24 protein-coding genes are annotated in these 24978 nt (G+C 66.5%); 11 read left to right on the top strand and 13 right to left on the bottom strand.

What is annotated here, in order from left to right; genetic code table 11:
• Window positions 1-384: a cold-shock protein gene (locus NMQ03_RS04205; RefSeq protein ID WP_142131045.1), complete on the bottom strand. Its 384-nt coding sequence runs from the start codon at window positions 382-384 to the stop codon at window positions 1-3.
• Window positions 385-607: 223 nt separating this feature from the next.
• Between NMQ03_RS04205 and NMQ03_RS04200 the strand changes: the two genes are divergently transcribed.
• From NMQ03_RS04200 to NMQ03_RS04190, 3 genes are read left to right on the top strand one after another with little or no spacing between them, the layout of a single operon-like run.
• Window positions 608-841 carry a hypothetical protein gene (locus NMQ03_RS04200; protein WP_255174512.1) on the top strand — a complete coding sequence of 78 codons (234 nt, stop codon included), beginning with the start codon at window positions 608-610 and terminating at the stop codon, window positions 839-841.
• A gap of 10 nt (window positions 842-851) precedes the next feature.
• Complete coding sequence (locus NMQ03_RS04195) at window positions 852-3329, top strand: helicase-associated domain-containing protein (RefSeq protein ID WP_255174511.1); 2478 nt, start codon at window positions 852-854, stop codon at window positions 3327-3329.
• Between the two features lie 13 nt (window positions 3330-3342).
• Window positions 3343-4989, top strand: a complete 1647-nt coding sequence (locus NMQ03_RS04190; RefSeq protein WP_255174510.1) for a DNA repair helicase XPB — start codon at window positions 3343-3345, stop codon at window positions 4987-4989.
• Window positions 4990-5007: 18 nt separating this feature from the next.
• On the opposite strand, the gene NMQ03_RS04185 is transcribed toward NMQ03_RS04190, so the two are convergent.
• Both NMQ03_RS04185 and NMQ03_RS04180 read right to left on the bottom strand, forming a co-directional pair.
• Complete coding sequence (locus tag NMQ03_RS04185; RefSeq protein WP_255174509.1) at window positions 5008-5877, bottom strand: FHA domain-containing protein; 870 nt, start codon at window positions 5875-5877, stop codon at window positions 5008-5010.
• A 5-nt stretch (window positions 5878-5882) separates the two neighbouring features.
• The gene (locus NMQ03_RS04180) at window positions 5883-6140 is read right to left on the bottom strand and encodes a hypothetical protein (protein WP_255174508.1); all 258 of its coding nucleotides are present in this window, start codon (window positions 6138-6140) and stop codon (window positions 5883-5885) included.
• A gap of 245 nt (window positions 6141-6385) precedes the next feature.
• On the opposite strand from NMQ03_RS04180, the gene NMQ03_RS04175 reads away from it, so the two are divergent.
• The 4 genes from NMQ03_RS04175 to NMQ03_RS04160 all read left to right on the top strand — a co-directional run bounded on the left by NMQ03_RS04175 (window position 6386) and on the right by NMQ03_RS04160 (window position 9573).
• The gene (locus NMQ03_RS04175; RefSeq protein WP_255174507.1) at window positions 6386-6886 is read left to right on the top strand and encodes a DUF427 domain-containing protein; all 501 of its coding nucleotides are present in this window, start codon (window positions 6386-6388) and stop codon (window positions 6884-6886) included.
• 73 nt (window positions 6887-6959) lie between these two features.
• Window positions 6960-7670, top strand: a complete 711-nt coding sequence (locus NMQ03_RS04170; protein ID WP_056331118.1) for a response regulator transcription factor — start codon at window positions 6960-6962, stop codon at window positions 7668-7670.
• Window positions 7671-7672: 2 nt separating this feature from the next.
• Window positions 7673-9181, top strand: coding sequence for a cell wall metabolism sensor histidine kinase WalK (locus NMQ03_RS04165; RefSeq protein ID WP_255174506.1), 1509 nt, complete (start codon window positions 7673-7675; stop codon window positions 9179-9181).
• Between the two features lie 104 nt (window positions 9182-9285).
• Window positions 9286-9573, top strand: coding sequence for a WXG100 family type VII secretion target (locus NMQ03_RS04160; protein WP_159632861.1), 288 nt, complete (start codon window positions 9286-9288; stop codon window positions 9571-9573).
• Between the two features lie 10 nt (window positions 9574-9583).
• Here NMQ03_RS04160 and NMQ03_RS04155 read toward each other — a convergent pair whose 3' ends face one another.
• Window positions 9584-10684 carry a ribonuclease HI family protein gene (locus tag NMQ03_RS04155; RefSeq protein ID WP_255174505.1) on the bottom strand — a complete coding sequence of 367 codons (1101 nt, stop codon included), beginning with the start codon at window positions 10682-10684 and terminating at the stop codon, window positions 9584-9586.
• 198 nt (window positions 10685-10882) lie between these two features.
• On the opposite strand from NMQ03_RS04155, the gene NMQ03_RS04150 reads away from it, so the two are divergent.
• Window positions 10883-12193, top strand: a complete 1311-nt coding sequence (locus tag NMQ03_RS04150) for an ABC transporter substrate-binding protein (protein WP_255174504.1) — start codon at window positions 10883-10885, stop codon at window positions 12191-12193.
• Window positions 12194-12294: 101 nt separating this feature from the next.
• Here the strand turns inward: NMQ03_RS04150 and groL are convergent, their stop codons facing one another.
• The 5 genes from groL to NMQ03_RS04125 all read right to left on the bottom strand — a co-directional run bounded on the left by groL (window position 12295) and on the right by NMQ03_RS04125 (window position 16755).
• Window positions 12295-13929, bottom strand: a complete 1635-nt coding sequence (groL, locus tag NMQ03_RS04145; protein WP_255174503.1) for a chaperonin GroEL — start codon at window positions 13927-13929, stop codon at window positions 12295-12297.
• A 290-nt stretch (window positions 13930-14219) separates the two neighbouring features.
• Window positions 14220-15485: an ABC transporter substrate-binding protein gene (locus tag NMQ03_RS04140; RefSeq protein WP_255174502.1), complete on the bottom strand. Its 1266-nt coding sequence runs from the start codon at window positions 15483-15485 to the stop codon at window positions 14220-14222.
• A complete protein-coding gene (locus tag NMQ03_RS04135) occupies window positions 15485-15691 on the bottom strand; it encodes a cold-shock protein (protein ID WP_141180812.1) in 207 nt (68 codons plus the stop codon). Before NMQ03_RS04135 ends, NMQ03_RS04140 begins: the two co-directional genes overlap by 1 nt.
• Window positions 15692-15756: 65 nt before the next feature.
• Window positions 15757-16398: a LytR C-terminal domain-containing protein gene (locus tag NMQ03_RS04130; protein ID WP_255174501.1), complete on the bottom strand. Its 642-nt coding sequence runs from the start codon at window positions 16396-16398 to the stop codon at window positions 15757-15759.
• A 51-nt stretch (window positions 16399-16449) separates the two neighbouring features.
• Window positions 16450-16755 (bottom strand): DUF3263 domain-containing protein, encoded by a 306-nt coding sequence (locus NMQ03_RS04125; protein ID WP_255175533.1) that lies wholly within the window; start codon window positions 16753-16755, stop codon window positions 16450-16452.
• 155 nt (window positions 16756-16910) lie between these two features.
• On the opposite strand from NMQ03_RS04125, the gene NMQ03_RS04120 reads away from it, so the two are divergent.
• Together NMQ03_RS04120 and NMQ03_RS04115 are read left to right on the top strand one after the other, a co-directional pair.
• The gene (locus NMQ03_RS04120) at window positions 16911-17681 is read left to right on the top strand and encodes a uracil-DNA glycosylase (protein WP_255174500.1); all 771 of its coding nucleotides are present in this window, start codon (window positions 16911-16913) and stop codon (window positions 17679-17681) included.
• A 13-nt stretch (window positions 17682-17694) separates the two neighbouring features.
• Window positions 17695-18534, top strand: coding sequence for a siderophore-interacting protein (locus tag NMQ03_RS04115; protein WP_255174499.1), 840 nt, complete (start codon window positions 17695-17697; stop codon window positions 18532-18534).
• Window positions 18535-18554: 20 nt separating this feature from the next.
• Here the strand turns inward: NMQ03_RS04115 and NMQ03_RS04110 are convergent, their stop codons facing one another.
• The 3 genes from NMQ03_RS04110 to NMQ03_RS04100 all read right to left on the bottom strand — a co-directional run bounded on the left by NMQ03_RS04110 (window position 18555) and on the right by NMQ03_RS04100 (window position 22672).
• Window positions 18555-20042, bottom strand: a complete 1488-nt coding sequence (locus tag NMQ03_RS04110) for a threonine/serine exporter ThrE family protein (protein ID WP_159632870.1) — start codon at window positions 20040-20042, stop codon at window positions 18555-18557.
• A gap of 34 nt (window positions 20043-20076) precedes the next feature.
• Window positions 20077-21393 carry a peptidoglycan bridge formation glycyltransferase FemA/FemB family protein gene (locus tag NMQ03_RS04105; RefSeq protein WP_255174498.1) on the bottom strand — a complete coding sequence of 439 codons (1317 nt, stop codon included), beginning with the start codon at window positions 21391-21393 and terminating at the stop codon, window positions 20077-20079.
• Window positions 21394-21538: 145 nt separating this feature from the next.
• Window positions 21539-22672 (bottom strand): peptidoglycan bridge formation glycyltransferase FemA/FemB family protein, encoded by a 1134-nt coding sequence (locus NMQ03_RS04100; protein ID WP_255174497.1) that lies wholly within the window; start codon window positions 22670-22672, stop codon window positions 21539-21541.
• Between the two features lie 121 nt (window positions 22673-22793).
• Between NMQ03_RS04100 and NMQ03_RS04095 the strand changes: the two genes are divergently transcribed.
• On the top strand, window positions 22794-23339 hold the full coding sequence (locus NMQ03_RS04095; protein ID WP_255174496.1) for a TspO/MBR family protein: 546 nt from the start codon (window positions 22794-22796) through the stop codon (window positions 23337-23339).
• A 49-nt stretch (window positions 23340-23388) separates the two neighbouring features.
• On the opposite strand, the gene NMQ03_RS04090 is transcribed toward NMQ03_RS04095, so the two are convergent.
• Complete coding sequence (locus tag NMQ03_RS04090) at window positions 23389-24819, bottom strand: L-serine ammonia-lyase (RefSeq protein ID WP_255174495.1); 1431 nt, start codon at window positions 24817-24819, stop codon at window positions 23389-23391.
• Between the last annotated feature and the right edge of the window lie 159 nt (window positions 24820-24978).

The raw sequence follows: 24978 nt of genomic DNA, 5'->3' as shown, positions 1-24978 counted from the left end.
CTAAACGTCCAGCTCGTCGGCGACCTTGCGCAGGGCGGCAGCAATGGCCTTGCCCTTGTTGCCCTCCGGGTACTTGCCCTTGGACAGGGTCCCCGACAGGTTGTCCAGGACGGTCACCAGGTCCTGCACCAGCGGGGCAAGATCCTTTGCGCTGGGGCGCTTGGCCTTGGCAATGGAAGGCGTCTTGTCCAGCACCCGCAGGCCCAGTGCCTGGGCACCCTTGCGCCCGTCCGCTACGCCGAACTCCACCCGGGTGCCGGCCTTCAGCTCCGTGACGCCCTCGGGCAGCGACGACTTGGGCAGGAAGACCTCCTGGCCGTCTTCTCCCGCGAGGAACCCAAAGCCCTTGTCCTTGTCATACCACTTGACCTTGCCGGTAGGCACGTAATCAACCTTCTTCGTTCTGCTGTCATGAGACACGGCGGCTGCCACCGCATCCGCATTGTTGTGCGGGTTCAGGGTATGGCAAACGGAAACCGTGTTGGTCTGTATGCTTCAAGGTTATCCTGCCGCATGGCCTATTGATGCTTTGGGGAGCACTGTTCCGCCGCAGGCGCAAGGCCCCGGCTTTTACCCGCACCGCTCCGGGCGCGGTAGCGTTGCGTCCATGACTCCCTCGCGTTACCGGCGGCCGTTGATGGTCCTCGCCGCAGTTGTGGCCGTGCTGTCCCTGATAGCCGTGGCAGCTGTCATGGCGCTTGCCTTCGACGGCTCGGTAGCTCCTGCCTGGATCACGTACACCGCGCTTTACGGCCTGCCGGTGGCCTTCATCCTGATGCTCCTGCTGGTCCTGGACGGTGTTGCCGCCCGGCGGCGGGCGGGAAGGGCACAGCAGCGGTAACGTTGGACTGATGTCCCTTATTCGCGCGCTTGGCAAGGACCTGGAGGCACGCAGCGACGATTCGTTGCGTGCGCTGTTCGCCGCGCGGCCGGACCTTATTTCCCCTTCCGTCCCGGACTTTGCCGCACTGGCGGCACGCGCCAGTTCCCGCGTCAGCGTCCAGCGCGCCCTGGAGCGGCTCGACCGGCCGCACATGCAGGTCCTGGAAACCCTCCATCTGTGCACCAACACCGACACCGGACACAGTGCGTCCGCTGAAGGCGTGCACAGACTGATCCACGGCTCCGCCTTGGCTACCGTCACCCAGATCCTGGGCACCCTGCAGGAGCTGGCCCTGGTGCACCCCGCCCCTCCCCCGCACGGCACCCCTTCCCCTGCTGCCGACCAGCCGTTCTACCTCCCGGCGGGCTCGCTCAAGGACGTGGTGGGGATCTATCCGGCCGGCCTGGGCCGCAGCTATACCGAGCTGGTCCGCCTGCAGCCGGCCTTCGCCCAGCGGGCCGTGCAGCTGGTCTCCGAGCTGCACCACAGCGGGTTCGCAATCCACGAAGCCACCACGCCCATGGAGGCTGCCCTGGCCCTTCAGCACTGGACCTCCTCCCCGGAGGCGCTGCGGGACATCCTCGCCGGCGCCCCGGAGCGGACGACGGCGCTGCTCGCCCGGTTCCGGAACTGGGCCATGGGTGCCGTCCCCCAGGCGCAGCGGAAAGCGTCGGTCACCACGGAGGGCGCCGACGTCGGGCCCGTTGACTGGCTCCTTGCCCGCGGGCTGCTGGTTCCGCTGGACGCCGCCCACGTGGAGCTGCCCCACAGCGTGGGACTGGCCCTCCGCGGCGGCTCGATCATCAACGATTTCACTCTTGCGCCACCGGTCCCCGAGCTTGGCCGGACAACGGCGGCGCTGCGCAGGAATGCGGCCCTGAGCTCCATCTCGGAAACCCTGCGGCTGGTCTCGGAACTGCTGCATGCCGTCCGGGAGCACCCGCTGGCCACGCTGCGCAGTGGAGGTGTGGGTGTCCGTGAGATACGCCGCCTGGCAGAGCACCTGCGGATTGACCAGGGTGCGGTGGGCCTGCTGCTGGAACTGTGCGGCCTGGCTGGCCTTATCCGGCTCGACGTCGACTCCTCATCGTGGGTGCAGCCCCCGCAACTGGAATGGCTGGTCCTTCCCCGGCAGGAACAGTGGCTGTGGCTGGTGAACGCGTGGCTGGCCAGCGAGCGCGTGCCGTCCATGGTGGGCCAACCGGTGAATTCGGCGCCGGGCGCAGCGGCCGGCCGGTCGGCGTCGGGAACCACCATCGCCGCGCTGTCCGCCGGGGCGCAGCGGCCCGATGCTCCCGTGGTCCGCAAGCGGATCCTCGAGATCCTGCACGAGCTCACCCAGCAGGCGGCCGCGTCCGACGGCGCCGCTCCCGTCCTTGACGCCGCCGCCGTCCTGCAGCGTGCAGAGTGGTCGCAGCCTCGTATGGCCCGGCGGTTCAGCTCACTGATCCGCGGCGTCCTGGCCGAAGCGGAGATGCTGGGCCTGGTCGGTTCGGGTGCCCTGAGCCAACTGGGCAGCGCCGTCGCCGAGGACGATCCTGATGCCGCCCTTGCCATCCTGGGCGAGCACCTGCCTGCGGCCCTGAACCATGTGCTGCTGCAGGCGGACCTGACCGCTGTGGCCCCCGGCTACCTGGCACCGTCGCTGACCGAAAAGCTCCTGGCCATGGCCGACGCCGAGGGGCAGGGCCCGGCCACCATCTACCGCTTCTCCGCAGAGTCCATCAAACGGGCACTGGACCACGGCTACGACGCTGCGGCCCTGCTGGCGTTTCTTCGCGAACACTCAGCCACCGCCGTGCCGCAGCCGCTGGAATACCTCGTGGAGGACACCGCTTCCCGGCACGGCCGGCTCCGCGTGGGCCAGGCTGCCAGCTTCATCCAAAGCGACGACGAAGCAGCCCTGCGCGAGCTGCTGGCAGGACCGAAAGCCGCCCAGCTGGGCCTGGCCAGCCTGTCACCCACGGTTGTGACCTCATCGGCGCCGCCCCGCGAACTGGCCGCCGCACTCCGGAGCCTGGGACTGTCCCCGTCTGTGGACGGGGCCGAGCCCGCGGCCCACCTGCGCCGGCCTTCCACGCCGCAGGAAAGCTCCCGCCCCGTCTACACCGCCCCGCGGATGGCGCCCCCGGCGGAGGAGGTTGAAGCCCAGCTGCACGTCCTGCGGCAGGCGGGCGCCGGCGTCGGACACCACCCGGGCGCCGTTGCCGGCAGTGAGGCAGCCACCCAGCTGGGGCTTGAGGCCCTGCAAAGGGCCATTCGCCTGAAGCAGCGGATCCACATGAACGTGGTGGACAGCCTGGGGAATGCCAGCCTGGAAGTCGTTGTTCCGCTATCTGTGAGCGGGGGCAGGGTCCGTGTCTTCGATCCCGCCAGGGACACAGAGCGGGTCCTGTCCGTGCACCGCATCATCGATATCGAGGCCGCAGAGGAACTGCGCCAGTGAAGGATTTCCCCGCGTGACCGACGGACCCCTGATCGTCCAAAGCGACAAAACCATCCTCCTTGAGGTGGACCACGAGCTGGCCACCGAAGCCCGGCACGCCATCGCGCCTTTCGCCGAGCTGGAGCGGGCACCCGAGCACATGCACAGCTACCGGCTGACCCCGCTGGGCCTGTGGAACGCAAGGGCCGCCGGGCTGGACGCCGAAAAGGTGCTGGACGCCCTGCTGAAGTACTCCCGCTTCCCCGTGCCGCATGCCCTGCTGATCGACGTCGCGGAAACCATGTCCCGGTACGGCCGGCTGCGGCTCGAAAAAGACCCCCGCCACGGGCTGGTCATGCGGACGGACGACTACCCCGTCCTGGAGGAAGTGATCCGGGCCAAGAAGATCGCGCCGCTGCTGGGGCCCAGGATCGACGGCGAGACGGTGGTGGTGCATGCCTCCCAGCGCGGCCAGCTCAAGCAGCTGCTGCTGAAGATCGGCTGGCCAGCGGAAGACCTGGTAAGCTACGTGGACGGCACCCCGCACCTTATTTCCCTCAACGAGGACGGCTGGGAACTGCGGCCGTACCAGCGCCTGGCCAGTGAAAACTTCTGGGCGGGCGGCAGCGGCGTGGTGGTACTGCCCTGCGGTGCCGGCAAGACCCTGGTGGGAGCGGCAGCCATGGCCACTGGGTCCACCACCACGCTGATCCTGGTCACCAACACGGTGGCGGCCAGGCAGTGGAAGGACGAACTGATCAGGCGCACCTCCCTCACGGAGGATGAGGTGGGTGAATACTCCGGCGCCCTCAAGGAGGTCAGGCCGGTGACCATCGCCACCTACCAGGTGCTCACCACCAGGCGCGGCGGCATCTACCCCCACCTGGAACTGGTGGACGGCCATGACTGGGGCCTGATCATTTATGACGAGGTCCACCTCCTCCCGGCACCGATCTTCAGGATGACCGCCGACCTGCAGGCCCGCCGCCGGCTTGGGCTCACCGCCACCCTGGTCCGGGAGGACGGGCGCGAGGGCGAGGTCTTCAGCCTGATCGGACCCAAACGCTATGACGCCCCGTGGAAGGACATCGAGTCCCAGGGCTACATTGCCCCCGCGGACTGCGTGGAGGTCCGCGTGGACCTGCCAGGTGATGAACGCGTTGCCTATGCCATGGCCGATGATGCGGACAAGTACCGGCTCTGCGCCACCTCGGAGTCCAAAACCCAGGTGGTGGAGCAGCTGGTGACGCGGCACGCCGGGGAGCAGCTGCTGGTGATCGGTCAGTACATCGACCAGCTGGATGACCTTGGGGCGCGTCTGGAGGCACCCGTGATCAAGGGCGACACCTCCGTCAAGGTGCGGCAGAAACTCTTTGACGCGTTCCGCGCCGGGGAACTGCAGACCCTGGTGGTGTCCAAGGTGGCCAATTTCTCCATCGACCTGCCCGAGGCCTCGGTGGCCATCCAGGTGTCCGGTTCCTTCGGGTCACGGCAGGAGGAAGCGCAACGGCTGGGCCGGCTGCTGCGGCCCAAGAAGGACGGCCGCGCCGCCCGCTTCTACTCCCTGGTGGCACGGGACACCCTGGACCAGGATTTCGCCGCCAAGCGCCAAAGGTTCCTTGCCGAGCAGGGCTACGCCTACCGGATCATGGACGCCAAGGACGTGCAGGCCGCGGAATAGGCCGCGGCCTGCGCGGCCTCAGCTGATGCCCTCAGAGCTGTCCCGCTCCATGGTTCCCGTCCGCGGGTCCAGCTGGGGGCGTTCGTAGGCCAGTTCCCCGCCGCTCCGGCCGCCATAGGGGCGGCCGTGGTCGGCGAATTCCTCCCGGAAGAAGGCAAGGCACCACTGCCCCATTTGGATCCTTGCCCCGGTCCGCAGCACGGAAGGCCCTGTCCTGGAGACACTTCCGCTGACCGGCCCGTGCGGCACCAGGACGTACTCATCCTGCTCGTCGTGCCTTATTTCGGCGTGGAGTGCTTCCAGTCCCTCCAGTTGGACATCCGACCCGGGACTGCCGCCTATGGTCGTGACCTCCCCGGAGAGGGCCACCTCCCGCGGGATCTGGCCGGTCCAGGTGGCGGCATCCTGGACAAAGATCAGCCGCGGCCGCCCGCCACCCCTGGCGTAGTGGGTGGTGGTGATGCGCCGGATGATGTTCCGCTGGACTGTGGGGACCAACGGCAAGGGCGTGGACGGGGGCAGCAGTGGCATGCCCCTGCGCCTCCGCCTGCCCTGCCTGACCAGCGGCAGCAGGGAGCCGAGCTTGCCAAGTTTGATGTATGGCGAGCGCGTCACCAGCCGCTGTGACGCCGGGCTGTCCACGTTGCCCAGGCTGACGATGGTTCCGTCAGGTCCGGCCACGGTGACGCTGACCCCCTTACGGGCCAGCAGTTCCGCCAGCGGTTTAATCTCTTCAAGCGATGGCAGGCCGCCGCCAGTCAGCGGGGCGAGGCCTTCCAGTGACACGGTTACCTCCGTACCGGCGGCCCTGGCACGGCCATGGGTGACCGCGCCCGACCCGTCCGTGTACGAAAAGTCCAGATCGATGTCCAGACGGTTCTCCGTCATGTCCGTCAACCGCGGTTCGAATCCGCTCCGGCGGCGTCCCGGTCGCTGGTGGTGACGCGCAGGCTTCCGTTGAGCTTCCAGGTGGCACGCGGCGCGTCGGGGCCGATGTCACGCGGGACCTCAACTGTCATGTCGATGAACTGGTAGTTGATCGCGGCACCTTTGCCGGTGAGATAGGACCACATCTCCTCGGCGAGGTCCGCCCAGTCCCGGATGCTGCGTTCACTGGCAGCTGGTTTTTCAGTCGCACTCAGGTCAGTCATGATGGTCAATCCCCTTCGATGGGCCAGGAGCTAGCGGATAACTACCGTTGGTGGGGTGGAGCCACGGGGGGTGCGGAAAAACAGCTGCCGGTGCTCCGTTTGAACGCTGGTGCCGGGCTTGAACGCCCGGCAAGCATCACTGTATTCCCGCACCAGGGGCGGGGGAAGACGCGGGACGCGGAACGTTCTTGCCGCGAATTGGGTTCCCGGGTGCGGAACGCCCTGCGCGGACGCACACTGGAAGCATGACAACAAGAATCGTTCCGGCCATGCCCGGCCCCGGGCAGGAGTCGGTATGGGACTATCCCCGCCCGCCGCGGATCGAACCCAGCAGCGAACGGATACGTATCGTCCTGGGCGGTGAGCTGATCCTGGATACGACCGATTCGCTGCGGGTCCTTGAGACCAGCCACCCACCGGTGTACTACATCCTCAAGTCAGCATTCGCCGCCGGTTCCCTGGAGCCTGCCTCGGGCAGCAGCTTCTGCGAGTTCAAGGGTTCCGCGAAGTACCTGACCGTGCGCGGCGGCGGCAAGGAAGCGGACAGCGCCGCCTGGTCCTATCCTGAGCCCGCCTCCGGCTTCGAGGCACTCGCTGACCGGGTGGCGGTCTACCCGGCCCGGATGGATTACTGCGAAGTGGATGGCGAACGGGTCACCGCCCAGCCCGGTCGGTTCTACGGCGGCTGGATCACCAGCCGGGTGGTGGGCCCGTTCAAAGGCGAGCCGGGGACCATGGACTGGTGACCGCAAGCCCACCATCATCATGCTCACAACGAATATCCAGACAACTCCCAGAGACTGGGAGCATGATGGGAGCATGAACAAGAACGGTCCAGAAGCCCGGCTGCTCGTCGTCGATGATGAACCCAACATCCGCGAGCTCCTCTCCACGTCGCTCCGGTTCGCCGGCTTTGAAGTGGTCTCCGCCGCGAACGGCCGCGACGCCCTCGCCGCGGCCGATACCCACGCCCCCGACCTGGCCGTGCTGGACGTCATGCTCCCTGACATGGACGGCTTCACCGTGACCCGCAGGCTTCGTGCCTCCGGCAAGCACTTCCCCGTTCTCTTCCTGACCGCCAAGGACGACACGGAGGACAAGGTTACGGGCCTGACCGTGGGCGGCGACGACTACGTCACCAAACCCTTCAGCCTCGACGAAGTGGTGGCCAGGATCCGGGCCGTGCTCCGCCGCACACAGCCCCTGCTGGACGACGACGCGGTCATCCGCGTGGACGACCTCGAACTCGACGACGATGCCCACGAGGTGCGGCGTGGCGGCACCGTCATTGAGCTCTCCCCCACCGAGTTCAAGCTCCTGCGCTATCTCATGCTCAACCCCAACCGGGTCCTGTCCAAGTCGCAGATCCTTGACCATGTCTGGGAGTACAACTTCAACGGCGACGCGTCCATCGTGGAGTCCTACATCTCCTACCTTCGGCGGAAAGTGGACATCGACCCCGAGGCACCGGCCCTGATCCAGACCAAGCGCGGCGTGGGCTACGTCCTGCGGACGGCCGAAAAGCGCTGACCTTGCTGAAGCGGTGGAAGTCGGCCTCACTCAGGTCGCAGCTGGTGGCCATGATCATGGCCCTGCTGATTGTGGCCCTGACGGTGACCGGCGCGGTGACCCTGACACTGCTGCACAGCTACCTTCAGGGCCAGGTGGATGACAAACTGAACGCCGCCGTCGACTCCGCCCGGAAACAACGCTCCTTCACCCAGCTGCAGGCTCCCAGCTCCATACCCACCGACTACTCGCTGATGCTCTTCGCTCCGGGCGAGCAGCCGTACACGTTCGGCGGCGACCCCGACGACCACCCGGACATCAGCTCCATGACCGTCGAGCAGGCGCAGGCCCGCGGGCTGGCCCCCTTCCAGGTCCGCGGGACGGACGGGGAGAACTGGCGCGTGGTGGCGGTGACGGTCCAGAACGGCCAAACCACTGCCGTGGTGGTGATTGGGCTGCCGCTGGAGAGCGTGGACGACGTCCTCAAGCATGCCACCCTGGTGGTCACCGGGGTAGGCCTGCTGACGCTGCTGCTGGCCTCGCTCATTGCGAGCTGGACAGTGTCCCGTTCCTTCCGGCCTCTGGCCAGGGTGGAGAAAACGGCGGCAGCCATTGCCGCCGGCGACCTCTCCCGCCGCGTGGAAGTGGAGAACCCCACTACCGAGCTGGGCCGGCTCAGCAGTTCCCTGAATGCCATGCTGGCGCATATTGAAACCGCCTTCGCAGCGCGGACCGCCTCCGAAGCCAGGATGCGCCGCTTTGCGGCCGATGCCTCCCACGAGCTGCGTACCCCGCTGGTGACCATCCGCGGGTTCTCCGAGCTGTACCGCCACGGCGCCCTGGCCACGGACGAGGACGTGGCCACAGCCATGGGCCGGATCGAAAGCGAAGCCAAGCGCATGGGGTCGATGGTTGAGGACCTGCTCCTGCTGGCCCGCCTCGACGAGCAGCGGCCCCTGCAGCAGAAGCCGGTGGACCTGCAGCTGATCGCCCACGATGCCGTGGTGGACACGCAGGCGAGCGACCGTTCCAGGGTGATTTCACTGACCGGGCTCGACGGCGGACCGGCGGCACCTGCCCCGGTGCTCGGGGATGAGGCCAAATTGCGCCAGGTGGTGGGAAACCTCGTGGGCAACGCGTTGCGCTACACCCCGGAGGGCAGTCCCATCGAACTCGCCGTGGGAGTCCGCAGGGCCGACGGCGGGGAGCGGTCTGTCATCGAAGTGCGGGACCACGGACCGGGCATCTCCGAAGAGGACGCGGCCAAGGTCTTTGAACGCTTCTACCGTGCGGACACCTCCCGCACCAGGGAGACAGGCGGCAGCGGCCTGGGGCTCGCCATCGTGGCGGCCATCGTGGGATCCCACGGCGGCTCGGTGCGGGTGGAGAAGACCGACGGCGGCGGCGCCACCCTGATGGTCAGCCTGCCGCGGCGTGAAGAGCCATCCCGGGATGGCGGCGGAGACGGCCAGGAAGCAGCCGGAAGTACCGCCGGTGCCAGGGGCAGCGACGGATCGGTTATCCACATATAGCCGGCCGGCCATGGCTCCGGCCCGCCGCCGCTCCATAGGCTCGTCCCAGCAGCCCGGACCCCCGGGCGCGGGGGCACTCCCCGCCCTACCTGAGAGGCACAGCCATGAGCATCATTTCCGTCGACACAGAATTACTGCAGCTGAAGTCCGCCAACGTGCAGGCCACCGTGGACCGGATCAGCGCCGACGTGCAAACAATGAAGCGCGGACTGGATGAACTCCAGGGATCATGGCGTGGCTCCGCAGCCACCAACTTCCAGGCACTCGTCACCGAATGGACCATCACCCAGGGCCGGGTGGAGGCTTCACTGGCATCCATCAACACCGCATTGGCCTCTGCCGCCGCCACTTACGCCCAGGCGGAGCAGGGGAACGCGCAGCGGTTCAGCTGACACCCCCGGGTCAGGCCTCCGGAGTACCCTGGTGGAACCGCAACCGCCAGCGGCCCCCATCGAGGACCCACAGCGAACTGCGGAGCGTAGTGCCGGATCGCGCAAAGCTTCGGTACGTCAGCAGGACCGCGCTGGTGCCGATGCGCTCTGCACCCAGGATTTCAATATCGGTCCGTTCCCCCGGGTCCTCCTCGAGGGCCATCATCATGGCGTCCCGGGTCCAGACCCTTCCGGAGCTCCCGATTTCCACGAAGTCCGGGTGGAGGAGGACGGCGGTCCGCCCGATATCCCCCCGCACCAAGGGACCCAGCAGCTCACGTTCGAGCTCTTCCACCAGCGCCTCGGGCGGAACGGAGCCAGCGTGCTGGGTTGCCTCGGCCTCTTCGAAGGCTTCGTTGTCCAGTTCACTGAACAGGTCAAGTTCCTCGAAGGCCGGGACGGGCGCCCGCGTGGCCCGCGGCCTCCAAGCAGCATCAGCGCCGCGGGCTGTCGGAACGTCGCCGGTGGCTGCAGGCACCGCGCCGGAAGGCGCGGCCGCAGGACGGACCGGCGCGGCGGGCGGAATGTCCAGCGTGGCGGGCGGCAGGCCCGCGCCGGAGGCAGGCTGCGGGGCCGCGGCACGCCCGGAGGTGCCCGGGTGGTGGCCGCCGGGGAAGCCCGGGCCCGACCTTGCCGCCACTCCCTGCTGGTAGGCGGTGGCCGCAGCCCTGGCACGCTCGTCGGCTGCCTCATTCAGGTCGTGGCCGGCGTGCCCCTTGACCCATTCGAAGGTGTAGGTCCTGCTTACCAGTTCGCGGTCAAGTTCCTTCAGCAGTTCCACGTTCAGGACAGGCTTCCCATCGGCCTTGCGCCAGCCCTTGCGCTTCCATCCAGGCATCCATTTGGTAATGGAGTTGATCACATACTGGCTGTCGCAAAGGATGCGCAGGTCTTCCCCGGGCAGGTGCGCGGTGGCGCGCAGGAGGTCAAGGACAGCCATCAGCTCCCCCTGGTTGTTGGTCCCGTGGGGCCAGCCGCCGGCGCGCCAGCAATCGTCATTCACATACCAGGCCCAGCCGGCCGGGCCGGGGTTTCCCAAGGCCGAACCATCAGCCGCTGCAGTAATCGTCACCGGTCCATCCTGCCAGAAGCGGCCGACAGCGGCCCGGCCAAGATGTGGGAAACCGTTTACCGAAAGTTCTTGACGGGGTGCGGGATGCGCGAAACAATCACAGCATCACATGAGAAAGCGGTTTCTCACACATCTTGGGCTACGTCGGTCGACCGTGCTGCCGCCGCCCCCGGAGAAGCCAACCCGGAAGGAACATCAATGACGATTCCAGTCGTAAGCCGCCGCAGTTTCCAGCTTGGCGCCGCCGCCCTGGCCCTGTCCATCCTGGCCACAGGCTGCGGAGCCCCGGGCGGATCGGGCGACAACGGCCAGGTAACCCTGCGGTTCGCATGGTGGGGCAACGAATACCTCAACGGACAGACGGACAAGGTCATCGCCGCGTTTGAGGCGTCCCACCCAAACATCAAGATCAAGGCCGAGCCCGGCGAATGGTCCAGCTACTGGGACAAGCTGGCCACGAAGACCGCCGCCAATGATGCACCCGACGTCATCCAGATGGACCAGAAGTACATTGCCGAATACGGCGGCCGCGGCGCGCTGATGGATCTCTCAAAGCAAAGCGGCATCGACACCGCAAAACTGGACAAGGAAGCACTGGCCTCCGGCCAGTACAACGGCGCCCAGTACGGGCTGAGCACTGGCCGGAATGCCTATGTCATCATGGCAAACACCAAGGTATTCGAAGCGGCCGGGGTGCCCGTTCCGGACGACAAGACATGGACGTGGAAGGACTTCACGGACACCGCTGCAAAGATCAGTGCTGCAGGGGACGGAAAGACCTATGGAGCCGCCTACGGCAGCAACGAAGCCGACCTGATCATCTGGCTGCGCCAGCACGGGGAAAACCTGTACTCCGGGGACGGCAAGCTCGCCTTCGGGAACGCCACGGCCGCCTCCTTCTGGGATCGGCTCAAGGAGCAGCGCGATTCCAAGGCCAGCCCGCCGGCGAACGTGGCGACGGAGGACGGCGGGGCCAGCCTTGAGCAAAGCCTCTTCGGCACCAACCGGGTGGGTATGGCCTGGTGGTGGACCAACCAACTTGGATCGCTTGAGGCCACCACCGGCAGCAACATCAAAATGCTGCGCGCTCCGAGCGTCGACGGCGCGGCGGCCAGTAACGGCATGTATTACAAGCCGACGATGTTCTGGTCCGCCTCGTCCCGTTCGAAGCATCCCAAGGAAGCCGCGGAGTTCATCAACTACCTCACCAACAGCCCGGAGGCCGGGGCCATCCTGATGACGGACAGGGGTGTACCCACCAACAGCGACATCGTCGCGGACATCACGCCCACGCTGAAGCCGGCGGACACCACGGTGGTCGGGTTCCTGAACGACATTGCGCCGGACATCAAGGATGCGCCCCCGGTCCCTCCCGTGGGTGCCGGAAGCGTCCAGAACGTCATCAAACGCTACACGGATGAAGTGCTGTATGACCGGCTGACCCCCCAGGCCGCGGCGGACGCCTTTAGGAAGGAAGTCCAGGGGATGCTGGACTCGGCCAGGAAGTAAATCCCTGGCAGGATCCTGGCACCGGGACAAAAAAGTGCGGCCCCCTCCGAAGAGGGGGCCGCACTTTCGTAACTGGTCGGGGCAGGTCCCGGCCGGGAGGCTTAGAAGCCGCCCATGCCGCCCATGCCGCCCATGTCGTCTCCACCGGCGGGGGCAGAAGCCTTCTCCGGCTTGTCAGCCACAACAGCTTCGGTGGTGAGGAACAGGCCGGCGATGGAGGCCGCGTTCTGCAGGGCAGAGCGGGTTACCTTGACCGGATCGTTCACGCCGGCTGCCAGCAGGTCGACGTACTCGCCGGTGGCTGCGTTCAGGCCGTGGCCTGCGGGCAGGCCGCGGACCTTGTCGACAACCACGCCGGGCTCAAGGCCGGCATTGAAGGCAATCTGCTTCAGCGGAGCGTCGATGGCAACGCGGACGATGTTGGCGCCCGTTGCTTCGTCGCCGGACAGCTGCAGGTTGGCAAATGCCTTGGCACCGGCCTGGATCAGGGCCACGCCGCCACCGGCGACGATGCCTTCTTCAACTGCAGCCTTGGCGTTGCGGACGGCGTCCTCGATGCGGTGCTTGCGTTCCTTGAGCTCGACCTCGGTTGCGGCACCGGCCTTGATGACTGCAACACCGCCGGCCAGCTTGGCCAGGCGCTCCTGCAGCTTCTCGCGGTCGTAGTCGGAGTCGGAGTTCTCGATCTCGGCGCGGATCTGGGAGACGCGGCCGGCGATCTGGTCGGCGTCGCCGGCACCTTCGACGATGGTGGTCTCGTCCTTGGTGACAACAACCTTGCGGGCCTGGCCCAGCAGTTCGAGGCCGGCGGTCTCGAGCTTGAGTCCAACTTCCTCGGAGATGACCTGGCCGCCGGTCAGGACGGCGATGTCGGCCAGCTGGGCCTTGCGGCGGTCACCGAAGCCCGGAGCCTTGACGGCAACGGACTTGAAGGTGCCACGGATCTTGTTGACGATCAGGGTGGCGAGGGCCTCGCCCTCGATGTCCTCGGCAATGATCAGCAGCGGCTTGTTGGACTGCATGACCTTTTCCAGGACAGCAACCAGTTCCTTGACGTTGGAGATCTTGGAGTTGACGATCAGGATGTACGGATCCTCGAGGACCGTTTCCTGGCGCTCAGCGTCGGTGACGAAGTAGGCGGAGATGTAACCCTTGTCGAAGCGCATGCCTTCGGTGAGTTCCAGCTCCAGGCCGAAGGTGTTGGACTCCTCGACCGTGATGACGCCTTCCTTGCCCACCTTGTCCAGGGCTTCGGCGATGAGGGCGCCGATCTCGTCGTCACCGGCGGAGATGGAGGCAGTAGCCGCGATCTCTTCCTTGGTTTCGATTTCCTTGGCGGAGTTCAGCAGCTCGGCGGTGACGGCCTCAACAGCCTTTTCGATGCCGCGCTTGAGGGACAGCGGGTCGGCGCCGGCGGCAACGTTGCGCAGGCCTTCCTTGACCAGGGCCTGGGCCAGGACGGTTGCCGTGGTGGTGCCGTCACCGGCAACGTCGTCAGTCTTCTTGGCAACTTCCTTGACCAGCTCTGCGCCGATCTTCTCGTAGGGATCGTCCAGCTCGATCTCCTTGGCGATGGAAACACCATCGTTGGTGATCGTGGGGGCGCCCCACTTCTTTTCGAGGACGACGTTGCGTCCACGCGGGCCGAGGGTGACCTTAACGGCGTCGGCGAGGGTGTTCAGGCCACGCTCAAGGCCGCGGCGTGCCTCTTCATCAAATGCAATGATCTTGGCCATAACGGCAATAGTCCTTTCGGGACAGTCGTTAAGAATGAACCTTCGCTGCAGTGCCCGCGACGGACGATCCTTTGCCGGCGGCCTCTGTATGCCTCCGGGCGGGGATCTCACTGAAGTGAGGTGTTTCTTTCGCTCCTCGACCGGTGCCGTGCGCTGCTTACCGGAACCAGGCGTTGCTTTAGCAGTCGGTGCGTCAGAGTGCTAAGTCAATAATTAGCACTCCCCCGGTGAGAGTGCAAGCGAAAAGACGCTTGATGCCCTGCGGGAAGCAGCGGCTTCGCCCAGGGCGATCAGCCGGAGTGTCCGGCTGTCTCCCGGCCCGACAGGGCGGGGTTGTTGTCGGGTCCGAAGGTGTACACGGAGAAGAGGGCCGTGGTGATGTCGCCCTTGGCATCGAAGGCCACCGGGCCCGATTCGCCGTCATAGTTGATGTCCGGGCCGGCAGCAAGGCCGTCCAGGCACTCCTTGTAGCTCAAGCATGGGGCGGTCGGCACTCCGGCTCCAGGGTCGGCTGCCCCTCCGGAGACGGCAATCAGGTTGGCGGCAATGGAGCGTCCGGCGTCATCCTGGGCACGTACTGCGGCGAGGGCCGCCAGCGTAACGGCATCGTAGGTTTCGGCAGCGTAGGAGAGGTCCTTGAGGGCAGGGTCCACCGCCAGCAGTTTTGCCTGGAACGCAGCGGTGGGCAACTGTCCGGGGACGACGGCACGTGCGCCCTCCAGGGTCCCGGAGGCGAGCCTGGATCCGTAACGGGCAAACGCGCCGTCGCTGAGGATGATCTGTGAACCGCTGAGGCCGGCGCTGTCCAGCCCGTCCAGGGCGTCCTGCGCGCCCTCGCGGGCAATCAGGACAACGGCGTCCGGCTTGGCCTTTGCCATGGAGCGCGCGGCTTCGGCGGCGGCACCGTCCTTGAAGCCGGCTCCGGGCAGGACCGTGAGTCCGGACTTTCTCGCAGCGTCCGTGACGGCAGCGGAGAGGTCCTTGCCGTAGGAGCCTTCCTGGTACAGCACGCCGATGGTGGCAGCGCCGGAGTCCTTGGCGAGTTTTGCCAACACGGGGCCCTGGGCGACGTCGGCCGTGGCGGTGCGGAAATAGTAGCCTCCGCTGGTAAGCCCCGACAGGCCTGCAGCAGTGTTGGTAAGCGAGATGAGCGGTATGCGCGCGTGGGACAGAACGTCCACCGCGGCGGCTGCGTGGCTGGAGTCAGTGGGTCCGATCACCACATCCGCTTTGGCGGCGAGGTCCTTTGCCTGCCTTCCCGTGTCCTGGCCCGGGTGCACCGGGAGGAGCTCCACCGGCCGGCCTTTGTGTCCGCCGGCGGCGTTGATGTCCTGGACGGCGAGCTTGGCGGCAGCCAGCTGGGGCGCGTTAAGGAAGGCATTGTCACCGGCGTTGTCCAGGACCAGCCCCACCCGCAGGACGCCGTCGCCGGAGGCCTCCGCCGTTTCCACCCTGGCGTTGCCGCCGGTGCCGGCGCATGCCGTCATCGAAAGAACCGCTCCCGCGGACAGGGCGAGGGCCGCGCGGACGCGGACACCGGGTCGCAAAGCAGGCATCACTGCGCCGGCCGGACGTTTTCCGCCTGCGGACCCTTTTCCCCCTCGCCCACATCGAGCTGGACCCGCTGCCCCTCGGCCAGGGCACGGTACCCCTCCCCCTGGATTGCGGACCAGTGGACAAAAATGTCATCACCGGAGCCGTCAACGGTGATGAAGCCGTAGCCCTTTTCAGCGTTGAACCATTTCACGGTTCCCAGTGCCATGATGAACAACTCTTTCCGTTTGGGGCCAGGTGGAGACCGGACCTGCGTTACTGGACGGCGTGCGGCTACCGGTAACCCGGGCCCAGGACCACGACGAGCGGCGACTGGAATTCGGTGCTGTCCACCACGGTGGGGATGTTCAGCAGCCCGGCAAGCGCCTGGGCGCTGGCCAGGTGCTGGGGGCCGGCGTAGAAGATCACGGAGGACTTTTGCGGGGCTCCGGACCAGTTGCCAACCTGGCCCAGCCGCCATCCGTCTGCTTGGACGGTTCCGCCTACCCGGCTGGCCAGCCCCGCCGTGCCGGCGGCGTTGTAGATGGCAACTGCCTGGGTCCTGTCGACAGCAGCCTGCTGGGTGGCAGAGGCCGTGGACTCCGGGGAGGGGCCGGCGTCCTGGGTTGGCTCGGAAGAGGCGGGGGGCGCCGGGGACGTCACGGGCGCGGAAGCCGAAGGCGTGGCCGAAGGGGCTGTGCCGGTGCCGGCCAGCGGAGCTGACTCCACGCTGGCGGAGGCCTGGCTGGCGGTGGCGTTGAAGCCAAGTTTGGGAAGGATCAGGAAGGACACCAACCCTATGGCCAGGGCCGCCACTCCCATCGCCAGGATGGGCCACAGCCGCACGCGGGACGGGGCCGAGGCCGTCCGGTGGACACCTTGTCGCGACGCAGCCTCCGGGACTTTGTCGAATTCATCGCGGGCGTATCTGGTCATGGTGGAAGGACATCCTTGTTGATTGCGGCTGTTGTCCCGGCCTGGGGCGTCTTAAGCGTCGGATCCCAGGCGCCGGGCAGTACGTGCACGGTGGCGCGACGTACGTAGTCTACGCAATCTCTTGATCAGCATGGGATCGTGGGCCAGCGCATCCTCGCGGTCGATCAACGCGTTCAGGAGCTGGTAGTAATGGGTGGCGGAGAGGTCAAACAGGTCACGGATCGCCTGCTCCTTGGCTCCCGCGTACTTCCACCACTGCCGTTCCAGGGCCAGCATTTGTTGTTCACGCTCGGACAGGGAGGACTCACGAAGGATGAAATCCGCCAGGAGGGACTTCCCTGGGTCCTGCTCCGGCAGGTGTTCCCGGGCCGGTTCCGCCACGGCACACTCCTTCGCTGGTAACGGTCAATGTCTTACCCCTATGCTAGCCGCCGAATAACAAGGGTGTCATTTAAGCCAAGCCGGCTGAATGTTCCCGGCCCGCTGTGCACCGTCCCTGCAACAATGGAACGATGTTTGAACCGGATGCCCTCTTCGAGCTGCACCAGGACCCTGCGGACGCCGCCGGCTTCGCCGATCTGGCGCAGCTGCCACTGGCAGAGCTGATGGCTCCGGACTGGGCCGCGGCGCTGCAGGGCGTGGAAGCCCAGCTCCGGAAGGTCCTGGCGTTCCTCGCAGACGAAGAGGCGGCCGGGCACCAGCTCCTGCCGCCGCCGTCGAACGTCCTGCGCGCCTTCCGCCAGCCCCTCGCGGACGTGAAGGTCCTCATCGTGGGGCAGGACCCCTACCCCACGCCGGGACACGCCGTCGGCCTGTCGTTTTCGGTTGAACCGCACGTCCGGCCCCTCCCCCGCAGCCTGGTCAACATCTACCGGGAGCTGGAATCGGACCTGGGAATTCCTCCGCGCGTCCATGGAGATTTGTCGGCGTGGACGGAGCAGGGGGTGCTGCTCCTGAACCGGGTGCTCACCGTCCGGGCCGGCGCGGCTGGCTCCCACCGGGGCAAAGGCTGGGAGGAAATTACGACGGCGGCAGTCACCGCGCTGGCCGCCCGCAAGTCCCCGGACGGGTCCGGGATGCCGCTGGTGGCGGTGTTGTGGGGCAAGGAGGCTGAGGGCGTCAGGCCGCTCCTGGTAAGCGCCCCCGCGGTCACCAGCCCGCACCCCAGTCCATTGTCCGCGTCCCGGGGGTTCTTTGGTTCCAGGCCGTTCAGCCGCGTGAACCAGCTGCTCCGGGAACAGGGTGCGCGGGACGTAACCTGGGAACTCCCGCCGCTCCCCTAGCTAGGCTTGCCTTATGAGCACTGTCCCCGCCGCCACCAGCGCAACCAAGAAGAGCCGCCCGCAGGTCAACCTCACCGTGCTGCGGAAGGAACAGCTCTCCCCGCACATGGTCCGGATTGTGACCGGCGGAGAGGGCTTCGGCGATTTCGTCAACAACGGGTTCGTTGACCGTTACGTGAAGATCGTCTTCCCACAGCCCGGCGTGGAGTACCCCTCCCCGCTGGATCTCTGGACGGTGCGGGAAACCATGCCGCGGGAGCAGTGGCCCTTCACCCGTACCTATACGCTGCGCTGGGTGGATCCCGAGGCCCGGGAGCTGGCCATCGACTTCGTGGTCCATGGCGATGAGGGGTTTGCCGGTCCGTGGGCGGCCAACGCCCAGCCGGGTGAGCCGCTGATCTTTACCGGCCCCGGCGGCGCGTACAACCCCAACCCCGAGGCCGACTGGTACCTCTTTGCCGGTGACGAGGCGGCCCTGCCCGCCATCGCCGCCTGCATCGAGTCACTGCCGGCAGGCGCAACCGGGCTGGCCTTTTTGGAGATCGGCTCCGAGGCGGACATCCAGCCCATTGCCGCCCCGGCAGGACTACGCATCACGTGGCTGCCCCGCAACGGCACATCGGCGGGTTCCAGCGATCTGCTGGTGAACGCAGTGGTAAGCGCGGAATGGCCCGATGGCACGGTGGATGTTTTTGCGCACGGCGAACGCGGCTACATGAAAGCCCTGCGCGAGGTCCTGTTCAAACAGCGCGGACTGGAGCGCCGGCAGGTGTCCCTCTCCGGGTACTGGGCGCAGGGCCGGGTAGAGGACGTCTTCCAGGCTGAGAAGAAGCTTCCCGTCGGCCAGATCTAGCCTGGAAAGGCGGCCGTGGCTTAGCGGCGGCGGGCCCGGCGCCGCTCGTTGCTTGCCAGGCTGCGGGTCAGCGGACGGGCCAGCACGTCGCCCAGCACAATCCCGCCGGCCGTACCCAGCACAATGGCGCCGGCACTGAGCATCCCGCCGGCACCCGCCAGGACTTCAGACTCCTCAACGGTGAGCACATACATGGACCGGAAAATCGTGAGGCCCGGCAGCAGGATGAGTGCCGCAGGCACGGCCACCACCAGCTGCGGTGCGCCCATGCGCAAGGCCACCACCCGTGCCAGCAGGCCAATGACGACGGCGGCCATGGCAGGCGCAAACCGGTCCCCGATGCCCAACTGGCCACAGCCGAGCAACACCAGGTAACCGGCCACGCCCACGGCTGCCGTGGGCAGCAGGAGCTTCCACGTGGTCTGTTCCGTGATGCCGATGGCCATCACGGCGGCGGCCACGAAGAGGATCAGGACCCACAGATCGTAGGCGGGCGGGAAGGTCTGCGTTACGTCGATGCGCTGCAGCCCGGTCAACTCCCCCACCACGAAGGCCACAGCGATGCCCGCCACGATGGCGCCGAAGGTCAGCAGGGTGGACAGGAACCGCCCCGCCGCAGTCACGGGGAAGCCGTTGATGGCGTCCTGCACGGAGGAGACCAGGCGCCCGGTGGGCAGGAGCAGCAGGATGCCACCCACCACCACAATGGACGGCGACGTGGTGAGCCCCAGCTGCCAGAGCAACAGCGCCAGCATGGTGACCACGAAAGAGCAGCTCGCGGTGATGAAGAAGTCAGGAACCCGCCATCGTCCCAGCTGCCGGGCCAGCAGGCTGATGCCGATGTTGGCCACGAACGCGATCACGGACGACACCGGCCCGCCGCCCAGCACCCCCACGAACACGGCGGCGAAAATGCCGAACGCCACGGTGACCATCCACCGCGGGTAGGGCTTGGGGCTGGTGATGGCCTCATTGAGCCTGCGGATCGCTTCGTCACGGCCCACACCTCCGGCCACGATGTCGGTGACCAGTTGGTGCACCTTGGCCAGGCCGGCGTAATTGTTGGTCCAGGACCGCACCACGCGCAGCAGGGCGATGGGGGTCTGGTCCTTGGGCGCATAGTTGATGCCCACTGACTGGTTGGTGATGTCCACTTCGATGTTCTTCAGCCCCAGGGCCGCCGTGACCGCGATGATGCTGGTTTCGACTTCCAGGGCACCCGCGCCGTAGCGGAACATGGTCTCAGCCAGGTGCAGGGCGAAGTCCAGGGTTTTGCGCGCGGACGTATCCACGCCGCCCACCTGGATGGTGGGGTTGGCGTACGGGCTGCCCGCCAACCGGTCCACGATGCTCAGCGGAGCCGTGGGAGGATTCTCGCCCTGCACCAGGCGGCGCAGCATCCTCTTGGCGGCGGCGTCCTGCCTAAGCTGCGCAGGGGTCAGTGGTTCAGTCTTGGGCAGGCCGTCAGTCTTCGGCCTGGACCCTGGCCGTTCGGGCCGGTTGGTCATGCCCGGTTCCTCCCTGTGCGCGGTTGATGGACTCTCAGGATGCGCGCTTCAGCGGCAGTTTACCCAGCAGGGTGCGGGCGGCAGCGGCAGCGGACCTGGCCAGCCGGTTGGCGTGGAAGACGGCCGGGCGCACCGGGCTTACGAAGTCCCCCACCAGCTGGACCACTTCCCCGCCGAATCCCTTCTTGAATTCGTAGCCGCCGTGGCCTTCCTCGTCCTGCCCGGAGATGCCGAACGTGCCGTAGAAGTTGTACCGCGGGTAGCCCTTCTCCAGGGCGTGCAGCATCATTCCCCAGTAGAGGGAGGTTGCGCCGTTGAAATAGATGTAGTCCTGCACGGTGCCGCCGATCACGCACACCACCTCATCGCCGTAGCAGACGAAGTGGATGGCCGCCACGGTGGCCGTTCCCACCGAGTCCGGGAAGCGTTCAATGTCCTTCAGGCTCCGCTCGTAGCTGTCCACCAGGTCCTGGACCACTTTGAGCCGGTTGGCCTTTTTCTTGCTGCCGGTCTCCTCCACCTCGCGGCGGAGGTCCGCCGCTGTGGCCGACTCCGCAGCCAGCCGTTCGGTGATGGATTTGCGGTAGGCCGGGATGTCGATCTTGGCCATCATCAGCTTGGTGAACTCCGCGGAGGTGGTGCGGAGCAGGTTCTCGTAATAGGCGCGTTCGCGGTACACGAACCCTTTTTCGTCGCCTGCCCGGCTCAATGCACCGTAGAAATCGTCCAGCGTCTCCAGGGTGGCCTGTTCCAGGAAGACGCCGTTCTTTTCCGCCTTGCGGATGGCTTTGCGCGTGCGGTAGCTGGTGCCCATGATCAGCTCTTCGGCGTCCTGGATCCCCACCAGGTTCTTGATGAACATCCAGTTGACGTTGATGAAGTTCATGTCCAGGCCCTGGTGCTGGAATCCGAGCTGTTCCAGGTCCGCCACCAGCGGCCTGTTGTCCTCGATGTCCGGGTGCTCCGCACCGTCAGCGTCACGTGCGATGTACCTGATGTTCGGCGAGATCCGCAGTTCAGCCGCTTTGCGCTCAGCGGCATGCTTGCGGAGAAGCCCGACGACGGCGCGCACCAGGTCCCGGTCCGAGTAGTCCATGAGGGGGCCCTTGGCACACTCGCAGACGGTATAGCCCAGCCGGGTGGTGGTGTAGTTGAGCTTTCCCGCGGCCACCAGCTCGCCGTCGCGCCGGACCCCGAAGAGTTCCACCTGCTGGCCCCGGGCACGCTGGAAGCGGGCGAAGTCGATGGACTGCAGGAAGCTGTTCTGCGGGTGCTTCAGGGCGAAGGCCTCGAATTCGGCGTCGCTGAGGTTGGCGTATTCAAGCCCGGTCGCGGCGGAAACTGGATTCAAGGGGTGACCTTCTTCTGGACTCTTCGCGGCCCGTGGGCTCGCGCTGGGTGGAGGGTGTTCAGGGTGGACGGTGTTCAGGGCTGCCGGCACCGGTGCGTGCGGGCCGCGCGGGGCGCTCAGGAGAGAGCGCCTTCGCGGCAGCAGGTCAGTAGAACTGCTGCCCGGTTCGTGCGGTCTCGATCCGGCGGAACACTTTCTCTCCACCGTTGACCCAGAGCCGGTGCCGGAGCGGGGACAGGATGTAGTCGTGGCAGCCCACAAAGTCGGTGACCGTCTTGGTGAAGCTGGTCTTGAACATGCCCATCCCGTAGAGGTTGTGGGTCTTGTCCTTGATGCGCGCAGCCGGCGGAGTGCCGCAAAAGTCGTACTCCGTGCAGCCAAGTGCCTGCATTCGCCGGATGGCCGCCCACTGCACCAGGTGCGAGTCCCCGTACTGCTTGCGGTTCTGGGTGGAACCGCCGTCCTTGTACGTTGCCTTGCCCCCGTAGTTGATGACGAAGGCACCCACGCTGGGTTTTCCGTCCTCGTAGGCGAAGAAGAAGTTGCCCTGGCCGCGGTTGCAGAACTCGTCCCAGAACCGCTCGTAGTAGTCATAGCTGCGCAGGGGCATGGAACCCTTTGCGTTGACGGTGTTGGCCATCAGGTCGTACAGGGCCCGGTAGGTTTCCGGTCCTTGTTCCTGCCGGACCACCTGGCAGCCCTCGCGCTCTGCGCGCCGGATTGCGTTCCTGGCCCGGGAAGAGATGGCTTTAAAGACTTCCTCTTCCGTGCCGGAGATATCCAGCAGGGCGGTGGAATCGTTGGACTGGATGTTGGGGGCTTTGGCCAGGTGGGCGGCTGCCAGTTCCTGCTGCGCTTCGGCTGAGTCGATGATGTCAGGTTCCACCTTGATGGTGAAGACCCTCAGCTTGCTGCTGCGGACCAGCTGCGCGCACGCTTCGAGGGCACCTCCCAGGTCTGCTGCCCCTGCCAGGTCGGGGCCCTTGATGAGGTACCAGAGCCGTCCCAGGACGGGGAAGCTTTTTTCCAGCACCAGGTTGTAGCTGGCGTTCCCGCGGCCTTCCAGCACCAGGAACCGGACTTTCCAGCCGCTTCCGTTCTTGACCGATGCATAGGCAGCGGACTGCAGCATGTTGCCGCCGTTCGGGTTGGCCGTGACGTGCTTGTCCCAGTTTTCAATTTCCTCGGCTGTGGCAAAACGTGCGGTGAATTCTCGCAAGGGGGCCGTGTCCAATCGGGTTTGTGCGCGGTTTCGGTACTTCTGGATGCGTGCGGACATGCAGCCTCAAGTCTAAAGCCTCAGGCGCTCCCGGCTTTTCTCCGGCATGCCCGGGACGGCGGCCGTCCGGGTGTGGAGCGTCACCTTGACGGAGCTCAGGATGTTCAACAAGGGTTGGGGTATGAGGCCGGATGGGGAACAGAGCACCGCTTCCGCGGGAAGCGGAGGGAAGCCGTACAGCGCCGGGGTGCAGGCGGCCGCGCTTGCCGGTTTCCTGTTGGCGTCCCTGGTAGTGGCGGCGCTGGGCGGGTTGGCATCGGCGGCCAATGTCACGGGCTGGTATGCAGCCGCGGACAAGGCCCCCTGGTCGCCGCCCAACGGAGTGTTCGGTCCGGTGTGGACCGCCCTCTATGCGGCAATGGCCCTCGCAGCGTGGCTGGTATGGCGCAAACGTACCGATGGGACACGGCAGGCCATGGTGGTTTACGCCATCCAACTGGCCCTCAACCTCACCTGGACCCCGGTCTTTTTCGCCCTTTACCCGGCTCTTGGCACGGCGGCCCTGTGGCTGGGACTGGCCATCATCGTGGCCCTGGTTGCCGCGGTTACGGTAACGGTGCTGCATTTCGGTCCGATCAGCCGGACCGCAGGACTGCTCCTGCTGCCCTACATCTCATGGCTGGTGTTCGCTGCCAGCCTTAATTGGTGGGCGGCAACGCACAATTAGGCCCACGGGCACCGACCGGCCGGCCGTTCGGGCGGGTGTCAGCGGGGTGTCAGCATTCGACGACGTTGACGGCGAGGCCGCCCATGGCGGTTTCCTTGTATTTGTCGCTCATGTCTTTGCCGGTTTCGCGCATGGTGATGATGACTTCGTCGAGGGAGACGCGGTGGGTGCCGTCGCCCCAGAGCGCCATTTTCGCGGCGTTGATGGCCTTCGCGGCGGCGATCGCGTTCCGTTCGATACAGGGGACCTGGACCAGCCCGCCGATCGGGTCGCACGTCAGGCCCAGGTTGTGTTCCATCGCGATCTCCGCGGCGTTCTCCACCTGGGCCGGGGTGCCGCCCATGACCTCGGCCAGGCCCGCGGCGGCCATCGAGGACGCGGACCCGACCTCGCCCTGGCAGCCCACCTCGGCCCCGGAAATCGAGGCCTGTTCCTTGTAGAGCACCCCCACGGCGCCGGCGGCGAGCAGGAACCGCACCACCACACCGTCCCGGTCGGCCTGGGTGGCCTGGTCCATGCCCGGGGCGAAGTGCAGGGCATAGAACAGCACCGCCGGGATGATCCCGGCCGCCCCGTTCGTGGGGGCGGTGACCACCCTCCCGCCGGAGGCGTTTTCCTCGTTCACCGCCAACGCCACCAAGTTAACCCACTCCTGCCAATACCTGGGGTCATAGTGGTCCTGCCCGTCTTGGTCGGTGTCTTCGGGGCGGGCGGTTTCCTTCTTCAACCGCTCATACCAGTCCGGGGCGCGGCGGCGGACCTTCAACCCGCCCGGCAGCACCCCTTCACGCTTGAGCGAGGTCTGCACGCAGTTCTCCATCACCGACCAGATATGCAGCAGCCCGGCCCGGATCTCCTCCTCGGACCGGGAGGCCTTCTCGTTCACGAACATCACGTCCGCGATGCCCAGCCCGGTCACCGCGCAGTGCTCCAGCAGTTCCGCCGCGGTCCGGAACGGCAGCGGCAACTCTTCCTTGGACGCGTCCAGTTCCTGCTGCGCCGCGTCCTCTTCACCTTCGCGGACGATGAACCCGCCACCGACCGAGAAGAACGTCGCCGCATGCACCACATCCCCGTCAGCGTCCGTGACGGTGAACGTCATCCCGTTCGTGTGCCGCGGCAACACCGTCAACGGCCGCAGCACCATGTCGCCCACCCCGTACGGCAATGCCACCGCACCGGCCAGGTTCAGGATCCCGGTCTCCGCGATCGAGGCCAGCCGCTCCTCCACCTGCTCGGGCAGGATCAACTCCGGGTGGAACCCCTCCAACCCCAGCAGGATTGCGGTCATCGTCCCGTGACCATGCCCCGTCGCCGCCAACGACCCATACAAATCCACCCGCAGCGACGCCACGTCCGCGAGCTTCCCCGAGGCCTTCAACTCCTCAGCAAACACAGCAGCAGCCCGCATCGGCCCCACAGTATGAGAAGACGAAGGGCCAATACCGATAGAAAAAAGGTCGAATACGCCGACTGCCATGACAATTCCTAACTAAAAATCTGATTCGAGTCACTCTAAGTGGCTGGGGTGGAGCGGGCAGGACATCCTCTGCGTGCTCGGTCGCGAAGACGCCCGCTAAGCGGACGTGACGCAGTGGCCGGGTTGGGTGCGCGGCTGACCGAATTCCTCCGCGTGCTC

It is taken from the genome of Arthrobacter sp. DNA4, from assembly GCF_024362385.1.
Classification (GTDB): Bacteria; Actinomycetota; Actinomycetes; order Actinomycetales; family Micrococcaceae; genus Arthrobacter.
The sequence above is the reverse complement of the archived record's forward strand: the minus strand, read 5'-3'. Positions and strand labels throughout refer to the sequence as shown.

What these genes read in the sequence shown, in the direction of transcription:
- NMQ03_RS04160 (WP_159632861.1), top strand. Translation starts at nt 9,286, where the DNA reads ATGAGCATCATTTCCGTCGACACAGAATTACTGCAGCTGAAGTCCGCC.
- NMQ03_RS04120 (WP_255174500.1), top strand. Translation starts at nt 16,911, where the DNA reads ATGTTTGAACCGGATGCCCTCTTCGAGCTGCACCAGGACCCTGCGGAC.
- NMQ03_RS04115 (WP_255174499.1), top strand. Translation starts at nt 17,695, where the DNA reads ATGAGCACTGTCCCCGCCGCCACCAGCGCAACCAAGAAGAGCCGCCCG.
- NMQ03_RS04200 (WP_255174512.1), top strand. Translation starts at nt 608, where the DNA reads ATGACTCCCTCGCGTTACCGGCGGCCGTTGATGGTCCTCGCCGCAGTT.
- NMQ03_RS04150 (WP_255174504.1), top strand. Translation starts at nt 10,883, where the DNA reads ATGACGATTCCAGTCGTAAGCCGCCGCAGTTTCCAGCTTGGCGCCGCC.
- NMQ03_RS04130 (WP_255174501.1), bottom strand. Translation starts at nt 16,398, where the DNA reads ATGACCAGATACGCCCGCGATGAATTCGACAAAGTCCCGGAGGCTGCG.
- NMQ03_RS04180 (WP_255174508.1), bottom strand. Translation starts at nt 6,140, where the DNA reads ATGACTGACCTGAGTGCGACTGAAAAACCAGCTGCCAGTGAACGCAGC.
- NMQ03_RS04100 (WP_255174497.1), bottom strand. Translation starts at nt 22,672, where the DNA reads ATGTCCGCACGCATCCAGAAGTACCGAAACCGCGCACAAACCCGATTG.
- NMQ03_RS04175 (WP_255174507.1), top strand. Translation starts at nt 6,386, where the DNA reads ATGACAACAAGAATCGTTCCGGCCATGCCCGGCCCCGGGCAGGAGTCG.
- NMQ03_RS04170 (WP_056331118.1), top strand. Translation starts at nt 6,960, where the DNA reads ATGAACAAGAACGGTCCAGAAGCCCGGCTGCTCGTCGTCGATGATGAA.
- NMQ03_RS04090 (WP_255174495.1), bottom strand. Translation starts at nt 24,819, where the DNA reads ATGGCAGTCGGCGTATTCGACCTTTTTTCTATCGGTATTGGCCCTTCG.
- NMQ03_RS04095 (WP_255174496.1), top strand. Translation starts at nt 22,794, where the DNA reads ATGAGGCCGGATGGGGAACAGAGCACCGCTTCCGCGGGAAGCGGAGGG.
- NMQ03_RS04135 (WP_141180812.1), bottom strand. Translation starts at nt 15,691, where the DNA reads ATGGCACTGGGAACCGTGAAATGGTTCAACGCTGAAAAGGGCTACGGC.
- groL (WP_255174503.1), bottom strand. Translation starts at nt 13,929, where the DNA reads ATGGCCAAGATCATTGCATTTGATGAAGAGGCACGCCGCGGCCTTGAG.
- NMQ03_RS04185 (WP_255174509.1), bottom strand. Translation starts at nt 5,877, where the DNA reads ATGACGGAGAACCGTCTGGACATCGATCTGGACTTTTCGTACACGGAC.
- NMQ03_RS04195 (WP_255174511.1), top strand. Translation starts at nt 852, where the DNA reads ATGTCCCTTATTCGCGCGCTTGGCAAGGACCTGGAGGCACGCAGCGAC.
- NMQ03_RS04140 (WP_255174502.1), bottom strand. Translation starts at nt 15,485, where the DNA reads ATGCCTGCTTTGCGACCCGGTGTCCGCGTCCGCGCGGCCCTCGCCCTG.
- NMQ03_RS04110 (WP_159632870.1), bottom strand. Translation starts at nt 20,042, where the DNA reads ATGACCAACCGGCCCGAACGGCCAGGGTCCAGGCCGAAGACTGACGGC.